At 61.0% G+C, this 21316-nt stretch carries 19 protein-coding genes; 7 read left to right on the forward strand and 12 right to left on the reverse strand.

The features are described from left to right. Positions 1-36: 36 nt before the first annotated feature. Positions 37-1551: a polyphosphate:AMP phosphotransferase gene (gene pap / locus ACWHXD_RS21040; protein ID WP_032896033.1), complete on the reverse strand. Its 1515-nt coding sequence runs from the start codon at positions 1549-1551 to the stop codon at positions 37-39. A gap of 154 nt (positions 1552-1705) precedes the next feature. On the opposite strand from pap, the gene mnmC reads away from it, so the two are divergent. The 5 genes from mnmC to ACWHXD_RS21065 all read left to right on the forward strand — a co-directional run bounded on the left by mnmC (position 1706) and on the right by ACWHXD_RS21065 (position 8984). Next, a complete protein-coding gene (gene mnmC, locus ACWHXD_RS21045) occupies positions 1706-3706 on the forward strand; it encodes a bifunctional tRNA (5-methylaminomethyl-2-thiouridine)(34)-methyltransferase MnmC2/FAD-dependent 5-carboxymethylaminomethyl-2-thiouridine(34) oxidoreductase MnmC1 (protein ID WP_138762423.1) in 2001 nt (666 codons plus the stop codon). Between the two features lie 136 nt (positions 3707-3842). Further along, complete coding sequence (locus ACWHXD_RS21050; protein WP_138762424.1) at positions 3843-5615, forward strand: N-acetylglutaminylglutamine amidotransferase; 1773 nt, start codon at positions 3843-3845, stop codon at positions 5613-5615. 3 nt (positions 5616-5618) lie between these two features. Next, entirely contained in the window at positions 5619-7364 is a 1746-nt protein-coding gene (ngg, locus tag ACWHXD_RS21055; protein ID WP_138762425.1) for an N-acetylglutaminylglutamine synthetase, read from the forward strand. Between the two features lie 135 nt (positions 7365-7499). Further along, complete coding sequence (locus ACWHXD_RS21060; protein ID WP_032896028.1) at positions 7500-8684, forward strand: osmoprotectant NAGGN system M42 family peptidase; 1185 nt, start codon at positions 7500-7502, stop codon at positions 8682-8684. A 72-nt stretch (positions 8685-8756) separates the two neighbouring features. After that, entirely contained in the window at positions 8757-8984 is a 228-nt protein-coding gene (locus tag ACWHXD_RS21065; protein WP_003192759.1) for a YheU family protein, read from the forward strand. A 10-nt stretch (positions 8985-8994) separates the two neighbouring features. Here the strand turns inward: ACWHXD_RS21065 and csrA are convergent, their stop codons facing one another. Further along, positions 8995-9198 (reverse strand): carbon storage regulator CsrA, encoded by a 204-nt coding sequence (gene csrA, locus ACWHXD_RS21070; protein ID WP_138762426.1) that lies wholly within the window; start codon positions 9196-9198, stop codon positions 8995-8997. Positions 9199-9325: 127 nt separating this feature from the next. Beyond that, entirely contained in the window at positions 9326-10141 is an 816-nt protein-coding gene (locus ACWHXD_RS21075) for an SDR family oxidoreductase (protein ID WP_138762427.1), read from the reverse strand. A 328-nt stretch (positions 10142-10469) separates the two neighbouring features. Here ACWHXD_RS21075 and ACWHXD_RS21080 point away from each other — a divergent pair, with 328 nt between their 5' ends. Beyond that, positions 10470-10622 (forward strand): DUF3309 family protein, encoded by a 153-nt coding sequence (locus ACWHXD_RS21080; protein WP_003192767.1) that lies wholly within the window; start codon positions 10470-10472, stop codon positions 10620-10622. 168 nt (positions 10623-10790) lie between these two features. On the opposite strand, the gene ACWHXD_RS21085 is transcribed toward ACWHXD_RS21080, so the two are convergent. From ACWHXD_RS21085 to ACWHXD_RS21105, 5 genes are all read right to left on the reverse strand, one after another. Beyond that, positions 10791-12878, reverse strand: a complete 2088-nt coding sequence (locus ACWHXD_RS21085) for an LTA synthase family protein (RefSeq protein ID WP_032896024.1) — start codon at positions 12876-12878, stop codon at positions 10791-10793. 408 nt (positions 12879-13286) lie between these two features. Next, entirely contained in the window at positions 13287-13478 is a 192-nt protein-coding gene (locus ACWHXD_RS21090; protein ID WP_003192770.1) for a PLDc N-terminal domain-containing protein, read from the reverse strand. A gap of 68 nt (positions 13479-13546) precedes the next feature. Continuing rightward, positions 13547-14077: a hypothetical protein gene (locus ACWHXD_RS21095; RefSeq protein ID WP_138762428.1), complete on the reverse strand. Its 531-nt coding sequence runs from the start codon at positions 14075-14077 to the stop codon at positions 13547-13549. 41 nt (positions 14078-14118) lie between these two features. Next, positions 14119-14634, reverse strand: coding sequence for an ankyrin repeat domain-containing protein (locus tag ACWHXD_RS21100; RefSeq protein WP_032896022.1), 516 nt, complete (start codon positions 14632-14634; stop codon positions 14119-14121). Positions 14635-14740: 106 nt separating this feature from the next. After that, entirely contained in the window at positions 14741-16567 is a 1827-nt protein-coding gene (locus tag ACWHXD_RS21105; RefSeq protein WP_138762429.1) for a long-chain-acyl-CoA synthetase, read from the reverse strand. A 957-nt stretch (positions 16568-17524) separates the two neighbouring features. Here ACWHXD_RS21105 and ACWHXD_RS21110 point away from each other — a divergent pair. Then, positions 17525-17803, forward strand: coding sequence for a DUF3509 domain-containing protein (locus ACWHXD_RS21110; RefSeq protein WP_003172952.1), 279 nt, complete (start codon positions 17525-17527; stop codon positions 17801-17803). A gap of 59 nt (positions 17804-17862) precedes the next feature. Here the strand turns inward: ACWHXD_RS21110 and ACWHXD_RS21115 are convergent, their stop codons facing one another. The 4 genes from ACWHXD_RS21115 to aroC all read right to left on the reverse strand — a co-directional run bounded on the left by ACWHXD_RS21115 (position 17863) and on the right by aroC (position 21201). Further along, a complete protein-coding gene (locus ACWHXD_RS21115; protein WP_003192780.1) occupies positions 17863-18132 on the reverse strand; it encodes a response regulator transcription factor in 270 nt (89 codons plus the stop codon). 210 nt (positions 18133-18342) lie between these two features. Beyond that, positions 18343-18873, reverse strand: coding sequence for a cupin domain-containing protein (locus ACWHXD_RS21120; RefSeq protein WP_032896020.1), 531 nt, complete (start codon positions 18871-18873; stop codon positions 18343-18345). After that, positions 18870-20033 carry an MFS transporter gene (locus ACWHXD_RS21125; RefSeq protein WP_138762432.1) on the reverse strand — a complete coding sequence of 388 codons (1164 nt, stop codon included), beginning with the start codon at positions 20031-20033 and terminating at the stop codon, positions 18870-18872. Before ACWHXD_RS21125 ends, ACWHXD_RS21120 begins: the two co-directional genes overlap by 4 nt. Positions 20034-20109: 76 nt before the next feature. Next, positions 20110-21201 (reverse strand): chorismate synthase, encoded by a 1092-nt coding sequence (gene aroC / locus ACWHXD_RS21130; RefSeq protein ID WP_032896019.1) that lies wholly within the window; start codon positions 21199-21201, stop codon positions 20110-20112. Positions 21202-21316 lie beyond the last annotated feature (115 nt).

The following is a 21316-nucleotide window of genomic DNA, read 5'->3' on the forward strand; positions in this document are numbered from 1 at the left end:
CGATGATCATTCACTGCGTGGATGCAAAAGCATGGGCTATTTCTTTTTCTTTTTGTCGTGCTTATCGCTTTTATCAAACGCCTCTTCCAGCGCACGGTTGATGGTGCGCAGCACCTTGACCCGCGCCCAGCGCTTGTCGTTGGCTTCTACCAGGGTCCAGGGCGCCACCTCGGTGCTGGTGCGGTCAACCATGTCGCCCACCGCCGCACGGTAGTCGTCCCACTTGTCGCGGTTGCGCCAGTCGTCTTCGGTGATCTTGAAGCGTTTGAAGGGGATCTCCTCTCGGGCCTGGAAGCGCTCCAGCTGCGTCTCCTTGTCGATGGCCAGCCAGAACTTGACCACAATCACCCCCGCATCGCGCAGTTGCTCTTCAAAGTCATTGATCTCGCCATAGGCACGCATCCAGTCCGCCGGGGTGCAAAAGCCTTCGATGCGCTCCACCAGCACGCGGCCGTACCAGGAGCGGTCAAACACGGTGAACATGCCGCGCGCCGGGATTTTCTGCCAGAACCGCCAGAGATACGGCTGGGCACGTTCGTCTTCGCTGGGCGCGGCAATCGGCACGATGTGGTACTGGCGCGGATCCAGCGCGGCTGCCACACGACGGATCGCCCCGCCCTTGCCCGCCGCGTCGTTGCCCTCGAACACGCTTACCAGCGCGTGCTTGCGCATGCGTTTGTCGCGCATCAGCCCAGAGAAGCGCGCCTGCTCGGTAATCAGTTGTTCTTCGTAATCGTCCTTGTCCAGGCGCAGGGTCATGTCGAGGCTGTCGAGCAGGCTCTTGCGGTCCACCGAGGCCAGCAACGGCGCCGGGTTCATGCCGCTGGCCTTGACCTTGGCCTGCTTCAGGGCACTTTGCAGCCCATCCAGCAGGATCTTGCCCACCGTCAGCCCACGGTAATGCGGGTCGACACCTTCGATCACATGCCACGGCGCGTAATCACGGCTGGTGCGGCGCAGCACGCGCTCACCGAAATGCACGAACTTGTCGTAGGTCTTGGACTGCTGCCAGTCCAGCGGGCTGATGCGCCAGCTGTGCAGCGGGTCGTCGGCCAAGGCCTTGAGGCGCGCCTTCATCTGTTTTTTGGACAGGTGGAACCAGAACTTGAAGATCAGTGCACCTTCATCGCAGAGCATCTTTTCCAGGCGCTCGGCGCCGGCGATGGCCTGGTCCAGGCGCGCATCCTTGATCTGCCCATGCACGCGGCCTTGCAGCATCTGGCTGTACCAGTTGCCGAAGAAAATACCCATGCGGCCCTTGGCCGGCAGTTGCCGCCAGTAGCGCCAGGCCGGCGGGCGCGCCAGTTCTTCGTCGGTCTGCTGGTCGAAGGTGCGCACTTCGATCAGGCGCGGGTCCATCCATTCATTGAGCAGCTTGACGGTTTCGCCCTTGCCTGCGCCCTCGATGCCGTTGATCAGGATGATCACCGGGAAGCGCTTCTGCTGTTGCAGCTCGTATTGAACCTCCAGCAAGGCTTCCCGCAGGGCCGGCACTTCGGCGTCGTAGGTGTCTTTGTCGATGGCGTGACCGATTTCGGCGGATTCGAACATGGGCAGCTCCGTTTCAAGATGGCTCAAGACTAGCGGATTGGGCCCCGACACGCGCAAGGAAATACAACCCAGCCTTGCCATGGATCAATTCAATGCCTGTTGATCGGCTAGAATGGCCGCCTTGTCTTTGCCCGCTTTCATTTTATGAGTCGCCATGAACCCCATCACCCACGCCCAGCTCGACTGGGATGATCAAGGCCGCCCGCATTCGCGGGTGTTCGACGATGTGTATTTCTCCGACCAGTCGGGCCTGGAAGAAACCCGCTACGTGTTCCTGGAGCAGAACCGCTTGCAGGAACGCTTCGCCGCCTTGCCGGCAGGTGGGCGCCTGGTGATTGGTGAGACCGGCTTCGGCACCGGCTTGAATTTCCTCTGCGCCTGGCAGTTGTTCCAACAGCACGCGGTGGCCGGTGCGCGGCTGCACTTTGTCAGCGTGGAGAAATACCCCCTCAGCCACGCCGACCTGCAACGCGCCCTCGCCCTCTGGCCCGAGCTGCAACCCTTGGCTGAGCAACTGCTGGCGCACTACATTGCCATCCACCAGGGCTTCCAGCGCCTGGTACTGGACAACGGCCGAGTGACTCTGACCCTGTTGATCGGCGATGCGCTGGAACAGTTGCCGCAACTGGACGCCCAAATCGATGCGTGGTTTCTCGACGGGTTCGCCCCGGCGAAAAACCCCGACATGTGGACCGCCGAGCTGTTCGCCGAACTGGCACGCCTGGCGGCACCGGGCTCGACCATCAGCACCTTCACCAGCACCGGCTGGGTACGGCGGTTGATCAATGCCGCCGGGTTCAAGATGAAACGCACGCCGGGCATCGGGCATAAATGGGAGATCCTGCGTGGGGAGTTTGTCGGTTGGCCCGAGGACGCTCCCGCGCCAGCCCCACGTAAACCCTGGTTCGCCCGGCCTCCCGCCATCGAGGGTGAACGTCACGCCCTGGTCATCGGCGGCGGCTTGGCCGGCTGTGCGACCGCCGCCAGCCTCGCCGCCCGGGGCTGGCGTGTCAGCCTGCTGGAGCGCCATGCCGGCTTGGCACAGGAAGCTTCGGGCAACCCACAGGGTGTGTTGTACCTCAAGCTTTCGGCCCATGGCACGGCCTTGTCCCAACTGATACTCTGCGGTTTTGGCCACACCCGGCGTCTGCTGGAACACTTGCACCGAGGCGTCGATTGGGACGGCTGTGGCGTGTTGCAGCTGGCGTTTGATGCCAAGGAGAGCCAGCGTCAGGCTCAATTGGCACACGCCTTCGCTCCAGACCTGCTGCACCTGCTGGACCGCGAGCAGGCGCAGCACAAGGCGGGAATCGAACTGGCCCACGGCGGGTTGTTTTTCCCACAGGGCGGTTGGGTGCATCCACCCGCGCTGTGCCAGTGGCAGGCGAAACATCCCCTGATTGAAGTGCTCACCCACCACGAGGCACTGGAACTGCACCGGCTCGACGACCAATGGCAAGCCCGCGCCGGTGACCGCGTACTGGCCAGCGCCGGTGTCGTGGTGCTCGCCGGGGCTGCGGAGATCAAGCGTTTCCCCTTCAGTGCTGACATACCGCTCAAGCGCATCCGTGGGCAGATCACGCGGCTGGCGCAAACCCCGGCAAGTAAGGCCCTGGCCACTGTCGTCTGTGCCGAGGGCTACGTCGCACCGGCTCGGCTTGGCGAACACACCCTGGGCGCCAGTTTTGACTTCACCAATCAGGACCTCACGCCCACGCCGGCCGAACACCACGGCAACCTGCAGATGCTGGGTGAGATTTCTACCGACCTGCTGCAGCGCCTGGGTGCTGATCGCTTGGCGCCCGAACAGCTGGAGGGGCGTGCCGCGTTTCGTTGTACCAGCCCTGACTACTTGCCCATCGTTGGGCCACTGGCTGACCATGCGGCGTTTGAGCAGGCTTATGCGGTACTGGGCAAAGACGCCCGGCAAGTGCCGCAAACGCCATGCCCGTGGCTGCCGGGTCTGTTTCTCAATAGCGGCCATGGCTCGCGTGGATTGATCACTGCGCCGTTGTGCGGCGAACTGCTGGCTGCGTGGCTGAGTGATGAGCCCCTGCCAGTGCCAACCAGCGTAGCCGAGGCTTGCCACCCCAACCGCTTTGCCCTGCGGGCTCTGGTTCGAGGCCAAGCCGCGCCTCGCAAAGAGACCGATTGATGGCAAAGTGATTAGCCGCCTTATAACTTATCGGTCTAAAACTCCACGCATAGCACTGGGTCAGTTTCTGGGTACGCGCCCTTTTGGGCGTATTGAGTGTTGACCCCTCCCCAACGGAAAAACCGGTAAGGAATTTATGTGTGGATTAGCTGGCGAGTTACGCTTTGATCATCAACCTGCCGACCTGGCAGCCGTAGAACGCATCACCCATCACCTCGCCCCCCGAGGCCCCGACGCCTGGGGTTTTCATGCCCAAGGGCCGATTGCCCTGGGCCACCGCCGCCTGAAAATCATGGACCTGTCGGACGGCTCCGCCCAGCCGATGGTCGACGCCCATCTGGGGCTGTCCCTGGCGTTCAATGGCGCCATCTATAACTTCCCGGAGCTGCGCCAAGAGCTGGAAGCCCTGGGTTACGCCTTCTATTCCGGTGGCGACACCGAAGTATTGCTCAAGGGTTATCACGCCTGGGGCGAAGCGTTGCTGCCCAAGCTCAACGGCATGTTCGCCTTTGCCATTTGGGAGCGTGATGCCCAGCGCCTGTTCATCGCCCGCGACCGTCTGGGGGTCAAACCTCTGTACCTGTCGCGCACCGGCCAACGCCTGCGCTTTGCCTCGGCGTTGCCCGCGTTGCTCAAGGGTGGTGACATCAACCCGATCCTCGATCCGGTCGCCCTCAACCACTATCTGAATTTCCACGCCGTGGTGCCCGCACCGCGCACGCTGTTGGCCGGCATCGAAAAACTGCCGCCTGCCAGTTGGATGCGCATCGACGCCAGCGGCAAGACTGAACAGAAAACCTGGTGGACCCTGCCCTACGGCCCCCATGAGGACGAAAAACACCTGACCCTGGAAGACTGGACCGACCGCGTGCTCGACAGCACCCGCGAAGCCGTGGCCATTCGCCAACGTGCGGCGGTGGATGTGGGCGTGCTTCTCTCTGGCGGCGTCGACTCGAGCATGCTCGTCGGCCTGTTGCGCGAAGTGGGCGTGGAGGATTTGTCGACCTTCTCCATCGGTTTTGAAGACGCTGGCGGTGAGCGTGGCGATGAGTTCCAGTACTCAGACCTGATCGCCAAGCACTACGGCACCCATCACCACCAACTGCGCATTGCCGAAAGCGAGATCATCGAGCAACTGCCGGCAGCCTTCCGCGCCATGAGCGAGCCGATGGTCAGCCATGACTGCATCGCCTTCTACCTGCTGTCGCGGGAAGTGGCCAAGCATTGCAAAGTGGTGCAAAGCGGCCAGGGCGCCGATGAATTGTTCGCCGGTTACCACTGGTACCCGCAAGTGGATGGCGCCAGCGACCCGTATGCGGCCTATCGCGAGGCGTTTTTCGACCGCAGCTACGACGACTACGCGGCCACCGTCGCGCCCAAATGGCTGACCGCCAACGACGCTGCCGGCGACTTCGTGCGCGAGCATTTCGCGATGCCGGGCGCCGACGCGGCCGTGGACAAGGCCCTGCGCCTGGACAGCACGGTGATGCTGGTAGACGACCCGGTCAAACGCGTAGACAACATGACCATGGCCTGGGGCCTGGAAGCGCGCACACCGTTCCTCGACTACCGCCTGGTGGAACTCTCGGCCCGAGTGCCGGCCAAATTCAAGCTGCCCGACGGTGGCAAACAGGTGCTCAAGGAAGCGGCGCGTCGGGTGATCCCCAGCGAAGTCATCGACCGCAAGAAAGGCTACTTCCCCGTGCCCGGCCTCAAGCATCTGCAGGGCGATACCTTGAACTGGGTGCGCGAGTTGCTGCTGGACCCGAGCCAGGACCGTGGGTTGTTCAACCCGGCCATGCTCGACCGCTTGCTCACCGACCCGCAAGGCCAACTGACCCCGCTGCGCGGCTCCAAGCTGTGGCAGCTGGCGGCGCTGAACCTGTGGCTGAGCGAACAAGGAATCTGATCCATGAAACCGAATGCCGCGGCTTACAGCCAACGCTTACTCAAAGGCCAGGCGCCGACCTACGAGCGCCTGCAAGCGCGCCTGGCCGAAGATGGCAGCGCACTGGCCGCCGACCCGATTGCCGTGCATTGCGGCTGGGGCCGGTTGTTGATCGGCCACACCTTTCCCGACCCGGCAAGCCTGGCCCAGGAACTGCTCAACGAGCAGCCCGGCGAGCGCGATATCGCGCTGTACGTAGCCGCGCCCCAGCAAATCCTGGGCATTGACCCGCAGCAACTGTTCCTCGACCCGTCCGACACCCTGCGCCTGTGGTTCACCGACTACCGTCCGGCCACCCGGGTGTTTCGCGGTTTTCGCATTCGCCGGGTGCAGAGCGAGGCCGACTGGCAAGCGGTCAACCACCTGTACCAGGGGCGCGGAATGCTGCCGGTTGACCCGGAACGCCTCACCCCACGTCATCAAGGCGGCCCGGTGTATTGGCTGGCCGAAGATGAAGACAGCGGCGCGGTGATTGGCAGCGTGATGGGCCTCAACCATCACAAGGCCTTCCACGACCCGGAGAACGGTTGCAGCCTCTGGTGCCTGGCCGTCGACCCTCAATGCACACGCCCTGGGGTCGGTGAAGTGTTGGTGCGCCACTTGGTGGAACACTTCATGAGCCGAGGCTTGAGCTACCTGGACTTGTCGGTGCTGCACGACAACCGCCAGGCCAAGAGCCTTTACGCCAAGCTCGGTTTTCGGGCGTTGACCACCTTTGCAATCAAGCGCAAGAACGGCATCAATCAACCGCTGTTTCTAGGCCCGGGGCCGCAGGCGGAGTTCAACCCTTACGCGCGCATCATTGTCGAAGAAGCCCATCGGCGCGGCATTGATGTGCAGGTCGACGATGCCGATGCGGGCCTGTTCACCCTTAGCCACGGCGGGCGTCGCGTGCGTTGCCGTGAGTCCCTGAGCGACCTGACCAGCGCCATCAGCATGACCCTGTGCCAGGACAAGAGCCTGACCCACAAGGTACTCAAGGCTGCTGGCCTGCAGGTGCCGGTGCAACAGTTGGCGGGTAGTGCCGACGACAACCTGGAGTTTCTCGACGAACACCAGCGCATCGTGGTCAAGCCGCTGGATGGCGAGCAAGGCCATGGCGTCGCCGTGGATTTGCAGAGCATCGAAGAGGTGCAGCAGGCGATTGAAGCGGCGCGCCAGTTCGACAGCCGCGTGTTGCTGGAAAGCTTCCACGAAGGCCTGGACCTGCGCATTCTGGTGATCGGTTTTGAAGTGGTCGCGGCTGCGATTCGCCGCCCTGCCGAAGTGATCGGCGACGGCCAACATTCGATTCGTGCGTTGATCCAGGCACAAAGCCGTCGTCGCCAGGCGGCCACCGACGGCGAGAGCAAAATCCCGCTGGATGCAGAAACCGAGCGCACCCTCAAAGCCGCAGGTTACGACTACAACAGCATCCTGCCCCGTGGCGTGCAACTGGCCGTGCGACGTACCGCCAACCTGCATACCGGGGGTTGCCTGGAAGATGTCACGGCGATCCTGCACCCCACACTGGTGGATGCGGCCGTGCGTGCGGCCCGTGCCCTGGATATCCCTATGGTCGGCCTGGACCTGATGGTGCCTGCGGCCGACCAGCCGGAGTATGTGTTTATCGAAGCCAACGAACGGGCCGGCCTGGCCAACCATGAACCGCAACCTACGGCTGAGAAGTTTGTGGATTTGTTGTTTCCACACAGTCAGCCGACTACCTGACTACCGATCATTCCCACGCTCCGCGTGGGAATGCAGCCTGTGACGCTCTGCGTCACCACAGCGGACGCAGAGCGTCCCTGAGGCGTTCCCACGCAGAGCGTGGGAACGATCGCCCTCAACTCATCAGGAGTTTCCATGACCCGAACCATTCCCGAACCTGATCTGGCGTACCTGCAAAAAGTGCTGCTGGAAATGCTCGCCATTCCCAGCCCCACCGGCTTTACCGACACCATCGTGCGCTACGTCGCAGAACGCCTGGAAGAACTCGGCATTCCGTTTGAAATGACCCGGCGCGGCACCATTCGCGCCACCCTCAAGGGCCAGAAAAACAGCCCTGACCGCGCCGTCTCCGCGCACCTGGACACCATCGGCGCCGCCGTGCGTGCGATCAAGGACAACGGGCGTCTGACCCTGGCACCGGTGGGCTGCTGGTCGAGCCGCTTTGCCGAAGGCAGCCGCGTCAGCCTGTTCACCGACAACGGCGTGATTCGCGGCAGCGTATTACCGCTGATGGCTTCCGGTCACGCATTCAACACCGCCGTGGATGAAATGCCGGTGAGCTGGGACCATGTGGAACTGCGCCTGGACGCCTACTGCGCCACGCGCGCCGACTGCGATTCCCTGGGAATCAGCGTCGGTGACTACGTGGCGTTCGACCCATTGCCCGAGTTCACCGAGAGCGGGCATATCAGCGCCCGCCACTTGGACGACAAGGCCGGCGTCGCCGCCCTGCTCGCTGCGCTCAAGGCCATCGTCGACAGTGGCCAGCCCCTGCTGATCGACTGCCACCCGCTGTTCACCATCACCGAAGAAACCGGCAGTGGCGCAGCGGCCGCCCTGCCCTGGGATGTGAGTGAGTTTGTCGGCATCGATATCGCCCCGGTCGCCCCCGGCCAGCAGTCCAGCGAACATGCAGTGAGCGTGGCCATGCAGGACTCCGGCGGCCCCTATGACTATCACCTGTCCCGCCACTTGCTGCGCCTGGCCTCGGACAACGACCTGCCGGTACGCCGCGACCTGTTCCGCTATTACTTCAGCGATGCCCACTCGGCGGTCACCGCCGGCCATGATATTCGCACCGCGTTGCTGGCCTTCGGTTGTGACGCCACCCATGGCTACGAGCGTACCCATATCGACAGCCTGGCCGCCCTGAGCCGCTTGTTGGGCGCCTACATCCTCAGCCCGCCGGTGTTTGCCAGCGATGCGCAACCGGCGCAGGGTTCACTGGACCGGTTCAGTCATCAGATCGAGCATGAAACGCAAATGGAGAGCGACACCCGTGTGCCGTCGGTGGACAGCCTGGTCGGCCAGAAGTCCTGACGCGGTGAGTTGATACTGGCAACAAAGGTCCCGGCGCAGTAGCATCGCCGGGACCTGACACCTGAGGCTTGTATGCTGATTCCCTACGATGCACTTGAAGTCGACACCCTCACCCGCCTCATCGAAGACTTCGTCACCCGCGACGGCACCGACAATGGCGACGACACGCCCTTGGAAACACGCGTGCTGCGCGTGCGCCAGGCGCTGACCAAAGGCCAGGCGCTGATCGTCTTCGACCCCGAGAGCGAGCAATGCCAGTTGATGCTCAAGCACGATGTGCCCAAGCACCTGTTCGACTGAACAGCGGCGCCTAAGGGTTGGGCGCCGGCACGGGATGGGTAGCCTGGCCCTCACCTTTGAGTATCTTGCGGTACACCTCGGCGCGGTGCACGTTGACGCCCACGGGCGCCTCGATGCCGAATTTCACATGAGTACCGTTCACTTCCAGGATATGCACGGTGATGTCATCGCCAATGGCGATGGCTTCGCCTGTGGCACGGCTTAAGACCAGCATGGCGGTTGTCCTTTTCCAGTAGCAGGACCTTGACCATGCCCCCTTGGCGCTGGGCCGGCAATGGCTTGCGGGAAAATCAGGCACTGCCTACGCAGGTAGGTAATTTGTCTGACAGACCCCAGCCGAATCAGCCCTTCACAGCCTGCGCCTTGGCGCGCATCTTGTCGGCCATCAGTGTCATTTCGTCATACAGCAGTTGCGGATTTTTCTGCTTTAACGCCCAAGCCATGCGGCCTTGCTCATGGGGCAGAATCATGAATTCGCCTGCGGCCACGCGCTGGTAAATGTGGTCGGCGATATCCGCCGCCGAGATGGGCGAACTCTCAAGCAGTTTGCCCACCTGGGCCTTCATGGCTGGGGTTGGCCCACGGAAGGAGTCGAGCAGGTTGGTCTGGAAAAACGATGGGCACACCACATGCACACCCACTTCCTGTTGCTTGAGCTCCACCAGCAGGCTCTCGGACAATGCCACCACCCCCGCCTTGGCCACGTTGTAGTTGCTCATGGCCGGGCCTTGCATCAGCGCGGCCATTGAGGCGATGTTGATGATGCGCCCCTTGCTCTTTTCCAGCAGCGGCAGGAACGCCTTGCAACCTTTGACCACGCCCATCAGGTTGATTGCGATCTGCCAGTCCCAATCCTCCAGGGACAATTCAGCGAAGAACCCACCCGAGGCCACGCCGGCGTTGTTGACGATCACATCGATGCCGCCGAGCTTTACTTCACAGGCCTGGGCAAAGGCTGTGAGCTGGCTGTAGTCACGCACGTCACACCGCTGGGTAAAACCATCACCGCCCGCCTCGCGAACCTGCTTGAGGGTTTCCTGTAAACCGGGCTCGCTGACATCGGACAACGCCAACTGCCAGCCTTCACGGGCCCAGCGCAGAGCGATTTCGCGACCCAGGCCAGACCCGGCGCCAGTGATCATCATGCGGTTTTGCATAGGAGGTAGCCTTGTGGTTCACGAAGAAGTGACCGGCAGTGTAGCGAAGGTTTTTGCTCCACCCACGCACCATCAGGGTGATGAATGCCCCAGGCAAACCACGGGCTCGGTCGCAGCTGCGCGCATAGACTAAGTTCAATTTTTTTCAACTAATTAGTTCAAGTTGCGTACGCGTTAAAAGAAATAAGCAACGCATCAAAATGTTTTATAAAAACAATGAATTTTCTACGAAGCGGCAGAGTCGGAAGGGGTAAGGCGTCCCACTGTACATGGACGAACCAACGGTTAAACAGCCGGTTTTTACAAAGAACCTATAAGGAATAAAACCATGAGCCTCATTCTGATTATTATCCTGATCCTCCTGCTGGTCGGCGGCCTACCGGTGTTCCCGCACTCGCGTAACTGGGGTTATGGACCGTCGGGTATCCTGGGTGTGGTACTGGTTGTTCTGCTGGTGCTGTTGTTGCTCGGCAAGATATAAACGCCGCGGTTTTGTAGGAGCGAGCTTGCTCGCGAAAAACTTGCAAGCGCCGCGTTTACTCAGTACGCGCGCGTTAGCGTTGAGGTTCTTCGCGAGCAAGCTCGCTCCTACAATTGAGAAGCAAAAAAAAGAGGCCTTCTAGAAGGCCTCTTTTTTATTGCCGGTCAGTTAGTCCGGCTTACCGTCCACCACACCTGCGGTGTTATCCAGCAGGCTCTTGGTCGCGGTTTGCAGGAACGACTCAAGTTTCTGCTTGAGTGCGGCTTCGTCCGGCGACTCAGGAATCACCTTGCCAGTCGGCTCGGCGCCCAGTGTGTATTCCCACAACTTGGGTGGCATTTCCTTGGGCAATACCAGTACGCGGTCACCGGTGAGCAAGGCCACGGTCTGGTCGCTGCCCGATGGCTTGATCACGCCGAAACCTTTATCACCTTCCGGCAGGTTCAGCAGGTCACGGCCCCAGCACTGGTGCAAGGTGTCGCCGCCCAGGCGGCCCATGATGGTGGGCACGATGTCGATCTGGGTGCCCACAGTGTGGTCACGCTCACCGAACTTCTCGCGCATGCCCGGTGCGATCATCAGCATCGGCACGTTGAAGCGGCCCAGGTCCATCTCGGTAATCTGCTGCTCGTTGCCGAAGCCGTGGTCACCGACGATCACGAACAGGGTTTCCTTGAAGTACGGTTCCTTGCGGGCCTTTTCAAAGAACTGGCCCAGGGCCCAGTCGGAGTAGCGCATGGCCGTCAAATGCTCGTTGAGGCTGCCACGGTCGGTGACTTTCTCAACCGGCAATGGGGTCGGCAACGCGTACGGCGTGTGGTTGGACAGGGTTTGCAGCAGTGCGTAGAACGGCTTGCCGCCTTCGCGTGCCTTCAGTTCTTCCAGGCCACGGTTGAACATGTCCTGGTCGGACACGCCCCACGTCGGGTCGGAGAACACCGGGTTGACGAAGTCATTACGGCCGATGAAGTTGGTCATGCCCTGGTTGCTGAAGAAGCCCGACTGGTTGTCCCAGGCGAAATCGCCGTTGTAGACATACACGTCGTCGAAATCACGCGCACTGAGCAACTGCGGCAGGCCCGACAGCTTGTGGCTGCCTTCCGGGGTCTGCATCAGGTATTCGAAACCCGGCAGGTTCGGGAAGCAGGCCATGGTGGCGAACATACCCTGGTGGGTGTGAGTGCCGTTGGAGAAGAAGCGGTCGAACAGCAGGCCCTCTTGGGTCAGCTTGTCGAAGTACGGGGTGATATTGCCCGGACGTCCCAATGCGCCCACCGAGTGACCGGCGAAGCTTTCCATCAGGATGACCACGACGTTCTTGATCGGCAGGGTTTTCTCGGCCGGTGGCGTGAAGTCACGGCGTACGGCAGCGGTGTCGGTGTCTACCAGCTTCTCTTGCGGCAGCACCAGCATGTCGCGCACGGTCTGGGTGGCCAGCGGTTGTTCCAGAGTGGCCTTCCAGATATTGGCGCGGTCTTCACCAAAGCGCGCCTTGGCCGCCGCGATCAGCGACAAGGTGCCATTGAGGCCCAACTGGTTGGCGAAGTTCGAATCGGTGGTGTAGACGTCACCCCAACGCAGCGGTGGCCCCTGGCGCAAGGTGCCACGGATGGCGACCACGGCAACCAGCAGGCAGACCATGAACACCGCGATGCGGCTGTACCACGGCGCCACCTGGCGCGTGCTGATCGTGCCGCCGCTGAAGGGGCCGCGTGGGCGCGTTGCGCGGTCAGCGCCCTTGAAGGCCATGCTCAGGATCAGCGTGCCCACGGCCCAGGCCAGCAGGTAGCGCACCACCGGGAAACCGTACCAGAGCATGCTCATCACGGTTTTCGGGTCTTCCTTCACATACTGGAAGACCAGGCCATTGAGGCGCTGGTGGAACTCGCGATAGAAGTCCATCTCCATCAGGCCCAGGAACAAGGCGATGCTGGACGCGACGGTCAGCCACAAACGGAAGAACCCACGCGCCGCCATGGCCCGCACGCTGAACAGCGCCAGCAGCAGCGGAATCAGCAGGTACATTACCAGGCGAATGTCCAGGCGCAGGCCGTTGGCGAACGCTTCAAGGAACGTCGAGGCCGGCGTGTCCAGGATCATCTCGCGGTTGTAGACCAGCAACGCCAGGCGCAGCAGGGAAAACATCACCATCATGACCAGTGCGCAGAGCAGCGTGTACGCCAGATGGGATTTGACGGTCGGTTGCAGCAGGCGATTTGAAGCTCGCTGCTGATTCAGGGCGTCCGGGTTTGCCATGTCGTTTTAGGACCCATTGGAAGTTTAAGTTGCGAAATAATGCAGTGGCGTCCGTCCCTCGCCCAGGCTGGCTGGGGTAGGCGGTTAACGCGGTGGCACAAATGGTGCCCGATCAAGGCCGGCAAGGCTATTAATTACTGAACGTAAGGCACGGCCATGCCTTTAAGGGCACTGGAGATAGAGCCCTGGCAGCCGGTTAAAGCCGGCGAATTGTCTTGGATGGGATGTGAAAATTTCGTGCGGCGAATAGTTTCGACACACAAATCTACTTAATGCCGTGAAACCCGTGTGGGAGCTGGCTTGCCTGCGATAGCGGTGGGTCAGCTCGCATTGTCTTGGTTGACACACCGCAATCGCAGGCAAGCCAGCTCCCACATTGACGGTGCCCACCGCAAATCGAGCAGGTCGTCAGATCCGCACGTTACCGCGCGGCCCGGCGATAGCCCAGATGATCAGGCCCAGCACTGGCAACAGCAGGATCAACAGAATCCACAGCACTTTGGCACCGGTGCTGGCGCCGCTTTTGAACACGTTGATGATCGCCCAGATGTCCAGCGCGAGGATGATCAGGCCAATCAGGCTATTAAACGTGGAACCCATGGTGTCGCTCCTAAAGTGAGGGCATGCCCTTGTAGGATAGTCAGCCTTGGCGGGGGTTCCGTTTTATTTCAGACGTGTACGGCAATCTTCAAGGCTTCAAGCGAGGGCTCGGCCTTGATGCCGACTTCGGCACACAGTTCCAGCACTCGTGGCAGGTCGTTGCCGAACACCAGCACCGCCTGGATCTCGTCGTCCAGCAACTGGCTGAAGTTCACCAGCACATAACCGCCGTCTTCCGGGCTCAGGGCGCTCATCTGGATCTGGATGCGGTTGAGCGCGGTCAGGTCTTCGGTCTTGGCCAGTTGCTTGGGCTTGAGGTTGAACGCCACACCCGGACCGAACGACGCGACGATCTGGGCAAACAGGTCGCCATAGGTATCAGCCTGGAACAACACCGTGTCCGGCAAGCTACCCACCACCACCCACTCCCCTAGCGGGATCGTGAAACTGTCGTCGTAGTTGATATCCGGGTTGGCCGCCAGGAACGCTGCCGGGTCCGCATAGGCCTGGGCCGCTTCGTCGGCGATACGCGCTACTTCGTCCTCACCCATGACGCCGGCGCTGATTTTGCTGATGAGTTCGACGAGGGCGGTTTTCATGGGGCGATCCTGTAACGGGCAAGTTTTGAAGGGCGCGTAGCCTACACCAGTTTCTGCAACTTCGCCGCCGTATCCACCGCACCCATGGTCTGGGCCGCAGCCAGCGCCGTCGCGCCCTGTGCATCAGTGGCCTTGGGGTTTGCGCCTTTACCGAGCAGGTAATCAACCATCTCAACGCGGTTGAACATCGCCGCCATCATCAACGCCGTACGCCCATCCGAGGAGGCCGCCTCAACCGGCGTGCCGCCTTCGATCAACGCCTGGACCACCGGCAGGTTGCCTTTGAACGCCGCACCGGCAATCGGCAATTGGTTCTTGTCGTTGGCGATCAGGGGATCGGCCTTGAACTCCAGCAGCACTTTGACCGCCTCGGCATGGCCGTGGTAAGCCGCGAGCATCAACAAGGTGTCACCATTGTGATTACGAAAGTTGGCCGGCAGGCCTTTGGCCAACAGTGCGGCAAGCATGGCGGCGTCGCCGCGACGGGCCACGTCAAAGACTTGCTCGGCAAATTCGGCGGCTTCGTCTTCGGTCATTTGTTTAGGCTGTTGTGACATGGGGGCTCCTTGCTGAGGCGACTGATATAACTGTTTAAGGCGCCCAGTGTCGCGAGGGAGTTCCCCGGTGTCATGGCTTTTTTGTCAAAAGCCGCCATAGCCAGAATCAATAACGGAAGTGGCCGCCCTGGATCTGCGCCAGCAATTGCCCGGTCACCGGCACATAGCTGTCCGAACCCGGCAACCAGGCATAAACCGGATCATTGCCGGCCTTGTCCGGGTCGAACCCTTGCTCCTTGAGCGTCACTTTCTGGTACTTGAACGTGCCGGTGGTTTCCATCTTCACCTTGATCCGCAAAAACAACGGCACCGCATAAGGGGGCAACTGGCCGTGGGCGAATTGCAGCAGTTCGCGCATGTCCAGGCTGGCCAGGGATTCGCTGGGGGTGATGGCGACCATGCCGGCGCGGCCGTTGGTGTTGTCGATCTCGACGCCATAGGCCACCACTTCAGCAATCTGCGGGTGTTGCAGCAAAACGTTTTCCACCTCGGTGGTCGAGACGTTTTCGCCCTTCCAGCGATAGGTATCGCCCAGGCGATCGACAAATTGCGCATGGCCGAAACCGATACTGCGCACCAGGTCGCCGGTGTTGAAATAGCGGTCGCCTTTTTCGAACACGTCCGTTAGTACCACCTTGCGGTTCTTTTCCGGGTCGGTGTAACCGTCGAAGGGCGACTTTTCATCAATGCGCGCCAGTAACAGGCCCTGCCCGCCGGTGGGCACCTTGACCATCAACCCATTGCTGCCGCGCAGGGGTTCGCCAGTGTCATGGGCGTAATCCACCAGCGCCCAATGCTGCAGGCAAAAGCCGATGGTGTTGTCAAAGTTCAGCACGTTGGTAAAGCCGATATTGCCGTCGCTGGCGGCATACAGCTCGCAGATATGCGCCACACCATAACGCTGCTTGAACTGCGCCCACACACCGGGGCGTAAGCCGTTGCCGACCATCTTGGTCACGTGGTTATCGCGATCCTGCGCACTGGCAGGCTGGTCGAGCAGATAGCGGCAAAGCTCACCGACATAACCCAGGGTGGTCGCCTTGAACTTGCGCGCGTCATCCCAGAACTGGCTGGCGCTGAATTTGCGTCGAATGGCAAAGCCCGATGCGCCGATAATCGCCGACCCCCAGCACACGCACAAGCCAGTGGCGTGGTACAGCGGCAAGGTGCAATAGAGGACGTCCTGCGGGCCCATGTCCAGGGCGATACTGCCGAAGCTCACGGCGGTTTTGGTCCAGCGCCCGTGCTTCATGATGCCGGCCTTGGGCAAGCCGGTGGTGCCGGAGGTATAGATATAGAAGCAGGGATCATTGAAGAACACCTGCGCGGAACTCACCGGGTTGTCCACCGGGCTTTCGGCACTGGCGGCCATCAGGTCGATATAGCCATCGGGCACTGCACTGCCGGGCTGATCGGCCACGAACCAGGTGCGCTCGGCCGGGATCTGCACTTGTTCACGCACTGCTGCGTAAGGGCTCAGCAATTCGGCACCGACCACGATGGCAACCGGGTTGACCAGGGTCAGGCTGTGTACCAGTGCCCCTTGAGTTTGCGCCGTGTTGAGCATGGCGCAGATGCCGCCCAGCTTGGCCACGGCCAGTACGTTGAGCAGCAACTCGGGGCGATTCTCGATAAACAGCGCCACCACGTCACCCTTGCCGATGCCTTGGGCTTGCAGGTGGTGGGCAAGACGGTTGGCGCGCTGATTGGCGTCGCGGTAGCTGATCACGCTGTCCCCATAAAGCAGTGCAGCACCGTCCGGGTTGCGCAAGGTGGCTTGTTCGAAATGCCAGCCCAGGCCGCAGGGTTGCCTGGGGTCGGTGACGTTGGCCGCGCGCATGCCGCGCACCACGCGTGGGAGGGCTCGAACGATGGCAGGCACCTTACGCAGCATCATGCTCCAGGTGATCATGTCGTTTTGCTGGTGAGTCATGGCGGGACGTCTCTTTTCTTATTCTTGGTCGGGTCCAGGTACATCGACTGGTGTAGCGGAAAGTACGTCAGCGGTTCTTTGGCTGTACATGCGGGATTTGAAAAGTTTTGTATCCCGTGGCGGCCGGCCGATGCTTATCTCCCTGCCGTCCCGCGCTCCAACTGTGGGAGCTGGCTTGCCTGTGATGACGGCCCGCCAGCCGCTCCATATCTACCTGACACCCCACAATCCAACTGTGGGAGCTGGCTTGCCTGCGATGACGACCTACCAGCCGACACTTCTCTACCTGACATCCCACGATTCAATTGTGGGAGCGGGCTTGCTCGCGAAGGCGGCCTGACAGGCGACACAGTTGGATTGTGTACATATCCATTGCTGCGGTAACGGCCACTTAGGGTTCCGCCCTGACGGCGGCTCACTTTTGAGAAGCGCAAAAGTAAGCAAAACGCTCTTGCCCCACCACTCGGCACCTCGCTTAGGCTCGGTGTGCCCGTAATCCGCCAGTGATTTGGGGGGCCGCCGCCACGCGCCATCCATGGCGCGGGGCGGCTAAACCGGCATCCCTGCCGGTTTACCCCCCAAATCCCTGTCGAATTCCGGCCAGCGTGGTTTGACGGGGCGCCTAAGATCAAGATCAAAAGCAGATCAAGATCAAGAGCGGCTCGCTTCGCATCGTGGTTAGGGCGGGGGATACCACCAATATCGTGTAGATGGATTTTTCCGAGCAAAAGGCGGTCAGTATGATTACAGCCCTCCCGCTCCTTGCGGAAAATCGCCGGGCAGATAGCGCAAAATGCAGGATGCACGATGGCCCTTCATGCAAATTGCACGAAAATGAAAATCCTATAAATTTATAAGCTGCTGATTTATAAGGATTTTTTAGAAAATCCAATACTGGCACAATCACTGCACCTATCACTCCATGCTTGCCAACTTGAGCCAATGGAGCTGATAGACATGAGCCTGATCCAAGATAAATTCGCTTCGGTATTCTCCAACTACGACGTCACCACCCAGCCACGTCCGGACGGCGGCATCCTGTTGACCCTGCGCAACAGCGAAGGTAAGCAGGTCAAGCGCTCGATCTCTTATCAGCAGCTGCACACTGCCGACCAACTGACTTGGGTGATCAGCGCCATTCGTCGTGACTTGGCCGAACAAGCCAGCGAACTGCCGCAGATTTCGATGTTGCAAAGCCAGAACCGCTTTGCGCTGCCGACTTATCACTCGGCCTAAGCTACACATCTGAAGAAGGGCCGCGACGCTACTCAGCGTCGCGGCCCTTTTTCATGTCGTTAACATAAGCCCTGGCGGGCGGCCTCATTCTTTGCCTGTACGCGGTTGGTGACATCCAACTTGCCGTAGATGTTGCGCAGATGAAATTTCACCGTGGCTTCAGAGGTGGCGCGAATCTGGCTGATTTCCCAGACCGTCTTGCCCTCGGAGGCCCATCGCAGGATTTCCAGCTCTGTGGCAGTCAGGGGCTTGCCGCACAAGCTCAGGCGTTTTCTGATAGCCGTCGGCACAATAACCAACGGGCGATACGTCTCCTCGGGGCCACTCATTGTTCTCTCCTTTATGTCTGCTGATGCGCTGCCACTTTTCGGATTCCTCCTATTGACAGATGGCATAAACATTGACGTTAAGCAGAGAGTTACATAATCAGTGGAATCAAAGCGCACAGCACAGAACAAACAGCTTTGCCCTACAAATAATTAAGTTTCTTCCCACAGCAACTTCCAACTTGCCAGGGTTGAACATTCAGTTATCTGTGCTTAGTCATCGAGTCCTGGAAAGCGTGTGGCAATCTCATTGCCCGTCAATGAGGGCACGCTGCCCTGGGCTGTGTTGAACAAGCGCAGTGTCACACAGTGCGGGTTTTCGCCCATGTCGAACCAGTGCGGTACACCGGCCGGGATGATCAGCAGGTCATTCTTCTCACAGCGCAGGCTGTACACATAGTCGCCTATGTGCAGCGTAAACAGCCCCTGGCCTGCGATAAAGAAACGCACCTCGTCTTCACTGTAGGTACGTTCATCCAGGAACTGCGCACGTAACTCGTCCTTCTGTGGATGGTCTTGGGTCACGCGCACCACTTCCACAGCGGCGTAGCCGAGGGCTTTGATCTGAGCCTGGTAGGCGGCAATCATTTGAGCATCCGTGGCGCCCTTTTCTAGTGGGCTGGGCTGCCAGCGTTCGAACCGCACACCGTGGTCGGCCAGGGTCGACTGGATGTCGTCGGCATGGGTCAACACTTTGTTTGGGGTGTCCGGGGTGGCGATGGAGTAGACGGCTACATAGCTCATTGCACGGTTCCTTGGTTCGGCTCTTGCAATCGAAGGCCAATGATAATGGCGGCGGCCAGGGCCGCGAGGCTGGCGATACTGAACGTGAGGGTTGGCCCCAGCAGGTTCCAGCTGTAGCCGGAATACAGGGCGCCGAGCGCGCCGCCGGTGCCGGCCAGTGCGGCATAAAGGGCCTGGCCCTGGCCTTGCTGGCGGTCGCCAAAGCTGCGTTGCACAAAGGCAATCGCCGCCGCATGGAAGCTGCCAAACGTGGCGGCGTGCATCAGTTGCGCCACCAGCAGCAGCCAGAAAACCTCGGCAAATGAACCCAGCAGCCACCAGCGCAGCGCGGCCAGCAGGAAACTGGCGAGCAGCACCCGGCGCACCGAAAAGCGCGTAAGAATACGGCTCATGGCCAGGAACATCAGCACTTCCGCCACCACCCCCAGCGCCCACAGCAGGCCGATCACACCACGGCTGTAGCCCAAGTGCTCCAGGTGCAGGGTGAGGAAGGTGTAATACGGGCCATGGCTCATTTGCATCAGCGCCACGCAGGCATAAAACGCGAGCACGCCGGGGCTGCGCAATTGCTTGAGAAAGCCATCGCCGGCCAGGCGGTTGCCGTGGCTGGCCGGCTGCGCGTTCGGTACCCAAAGGCTGGCGCCGATGATGCCGGCCATGATCACCACGACCGCCATCGGGTAAATATCCAGGCTCAGCCAATCGAACAGGCGCCCCATGACCACCACGGTGAGGATAAAACCAATGGAGCCCCACAGACGGATCTGGCTGTAGCGCGAGGTTTGCCTGTGCAGATGGGCCAGGGTGATGACTTCGAACTGCGGCAGCACCGCGTGCCAGAAGAACGCATGCAGGGCCATCACCAGCGCCAGCCAGGCGTAGGTCTTGCTGACAAAAATCAGGCAGAAGCTGGCCAGGGTGCACACCGCGCCGAATCGCACGATGGCCAGGCGCCGGCCGGTGTAGTCGCCGATCCAGCCCCACAGGTTGGGGGCCACGCAGCGCATCAGCATGGGGATGGCTACCAACTCGCCGATGCGTGCGCTGGAAAAGCCCAGGTGATCGAAGTACAGCGCCAGGAACGGCGCGGTCGCCCCCAGCAGGGCGAAGTAGAAGAGGTAGAAGCTGGAGAGGCGCCAGTATGGGAGGGCTGGGGTCATTTTATTCAGGGCTGCTTCGCAGCCCAGCGCGAGCAAGCTCGCTCGCCACAACAAGCGCGCTCATTGCCCCAGGCGATCACAGCTGGCCCAGTATCGGGGTGCTCACGCGCACATCGGCATTTTGCCCACGGTTACGCAGCAGGTGGTCCATCAGCACGATGGCCATCATGGCTTCGGCAATCGGTGTGGCGCGGATGCCGACACACGGGTCGTGGCGGCCCTTGGTGATCACGTCCACCGGGTTGCCGTGTACATCGATCGAACGGCCTGGCGTGGTGATGCTCGACGTCGCCTTGAGCGCCAGGTGCGCCACGATCGGCTGGCCGGAAGAAATACCGCCGAGGATGCCGCCCGCGTTGTTGCTGAGGAAACCTTCAGGAGTCATCTCATCGCGATGCTCGGTACCGCGCTGGGAGACGCAGGCGAACCCGGCGCCGATTTCCACGCCCTTCACCGCGTTGATGCTCATCAGCGCATGGGCCAGTTCGGCGTCGAGGCGGTCGAAGATCGGCTCGCCCAGGCCCGGCTTTACGCCCTCGGCTATTACGGTGATCTTCGCGCCGACCGAGTCCTGGTCGCGGCGCAACTGGTCCATGTAGGCTTCCAGTTCCGGCACCTTGTCCGGGTCGGGGCAGAAGAAGGCGTTGTCTTCGACGCTGTCCCAGGTCTTGAACGGGATTTCAATCGGGCCCAACTGGCTCATGTAGCCACGGATGACGATGCCCTGGGTGGCCAGGTATTTCTTGGCGATGGCGCCGGCGGCCACGCGCATGGCGGTTTCCCGCGCCGAACTGCGGCCACCGCCACGGTAGTCGCGTTCGCCGTATTTGTGGTGGTAGGTGTAGTCGGCATGGGCCGGGCGGAACAGGTCCTTGATCGCCGAGTAGTCCTTGGACTTCTGGTCGGTGTTGCGGATCAACAGGCCAATGGCGCAGCCCGTGGTGCGGCCTTCGAACACGCCCGAGAGGATTTCGACTTCATCCGGTTCCTGGCGCTGGGTGGTGTGGCGGCTGGTGCCGGGCTTGCGGCGGTCGAGGTCACGCTGCAGGTCGTCCAGGCTCAGCTCGAGGCCTGGCGGGCAGCCGTCGACAATGGCGACCAACGCCGGGCCATGGCTTTCGCCCGCGGTGGTGACAGTGAACAGCTTGCCGAAGGTATTGCCGGACATGCAGGGCGCTCCGTGAAATCAGTTGAATCAAGTCAACCGTAATAACTTAAGGCGGCCAGTATACGCAGGCTAACCGACTAGTTCATCCTCGAAACCTTACCGGTAGACGTTGGTC

Source organism: Pseudomonas fjordensis, from assembly GCF_976987115.1.

Excerpts from the sequence above, each read along its gene's own strand:
- ACWHXD_RS21085 (WP_032896024.1), bottom strand. The coding sequence starts at position 12,878 with ATGGCAAACCCGGACGCCCTGAATCAGCAGCGAGCTTCAAATCGCCTG.
- csrA (WP_138762426.1), bottom strand. The coding sequence starts at position 9,198 with ATGCTGGTCTTAAGCCGTGCCACAGGCGAAGCCATCGCCATTGGCGAT.
- ACWHXD_RS21075 (WP_138762427.1), bottom strand. The coding sequence starts at position 10,141 with ATGCAAAACCGCATGATGATCACTGGCGCCGGGTCTGGCCTGGGTCGC.
- ACWHXD_RS21105 (WP_138762429.1), bottom strand. The coding sequence starts at position 16,567 with ATGACTCACCAGCAAAACGACATGATCACCTGGAGCATGATGCTGCGT.
- ACWHXD_RS21090 (WP_003192770.1), bottom strand. The coding sequence starts at position 13,478 with ATGGGTTCCACGTTTAATAGCCTGATTGGCCTGATCATCCTCGCGCTG.
- ACWHXD_RS21120 (WP_032896020.1), bottom strand. The coding sequence starts at position 18,873 with ATGAGCTATGTAGCCGTCTACTCCATCGCCACCCCGGACACCCCAAAC.
- ACWHXD_RS21100 (WP_032896022.1), bottom strand. The coding sequence starts at position 14,634 with ATGTCACAACAGCCTAAACAAATGACCGAAGACGAAGCCGCCGAATTT.
- ACWHXD_RS21050 (WP_138762424.1), top strand. The coding sequence starts at position 3,843 with ATGTGTGGATTAGCTGGCGAGTTACGCTTTGATCATCAACCTGCCGAC.
- ACWHXD_RS21110 (WP_003172952.1), top strand. The coding sequence starts at position 17,525 with ATGAGCCTGATCCAAGATAAATTCGCTTCGGTATTCTCCAACTACGAC.
- ngg (WP_138762425.1), top strand. The coding sequence starts at position 5,619 with ATGAAACCGAATGCCGCGGCTTACAGCCAACGCTTACTCAAAGGCCAG.
- pap (WP_032896033.1), bottom strand. The coding sequence starts at position 1,551 with ATGTTCGAATCCGCCGAAATCGGTCACGCCATCGACAAAGACACCTAC.
- ACWHXD_RS21060 (WP_032896028.1), top strand. The coding sequence starts at position 7,500 with ATGACCCGAACCATTCCCGAACCTGATCTGGCGTACCTGCAAAAAGTG.
- ACWHXD_RS21125 (WP_138762432.1), bottom strand. The coding sequence starts at position 20,033 with ATGACCCCAGCCCTCCCATACTGGCGCCTCTCCAGCTTCTACCTCTTC.
- mnmC (WP_138762423.1), top strand. The coding sequence starts at position 1,706 with ATGAACCCCATCACCCACGCCCAGCTCGACTGGGATGATCAAGGCCGC.
- ACWHXD_RS21065 (WP_003192759.1), top strand. The coding sequence starts at position 8,757 with ATGCTGATTCCCTACGATGCACTTGAAGTCGACACCCTCACCCGCCTC.
- aroC (WP_032896019.1), bottom strand. The coding sequence starts at position 21,201 with ATGTCCGGCAATACCTTCGGCAAGCTGTTCACTGTCACCACCGCGGGC.
- ACWHXD_RS21095 (WP_138762428.1), bottom strand. The coding sequence starts at position 14,077 with ATGAAAACCGCCCTCGTCGAACTCATCAGCAAAATCAGCGCCGGCGTC.
- ACWHXD_RS21080 (WP_003192767.1), top strand. The coding sequence starts at position 10,470 with ATGAGCCTCATTCTGATTATTATCCTGATCCTCCTGCTGGTCGGCGGC.
- ACWHXD_RS21115 (WP_003192780.1), bottom strand. The coding sequence starts at position 18,132 with ATGAGTGGCCCCGAGGAGACGTATCGCCCGTTGGTTATTGTGCCGACG.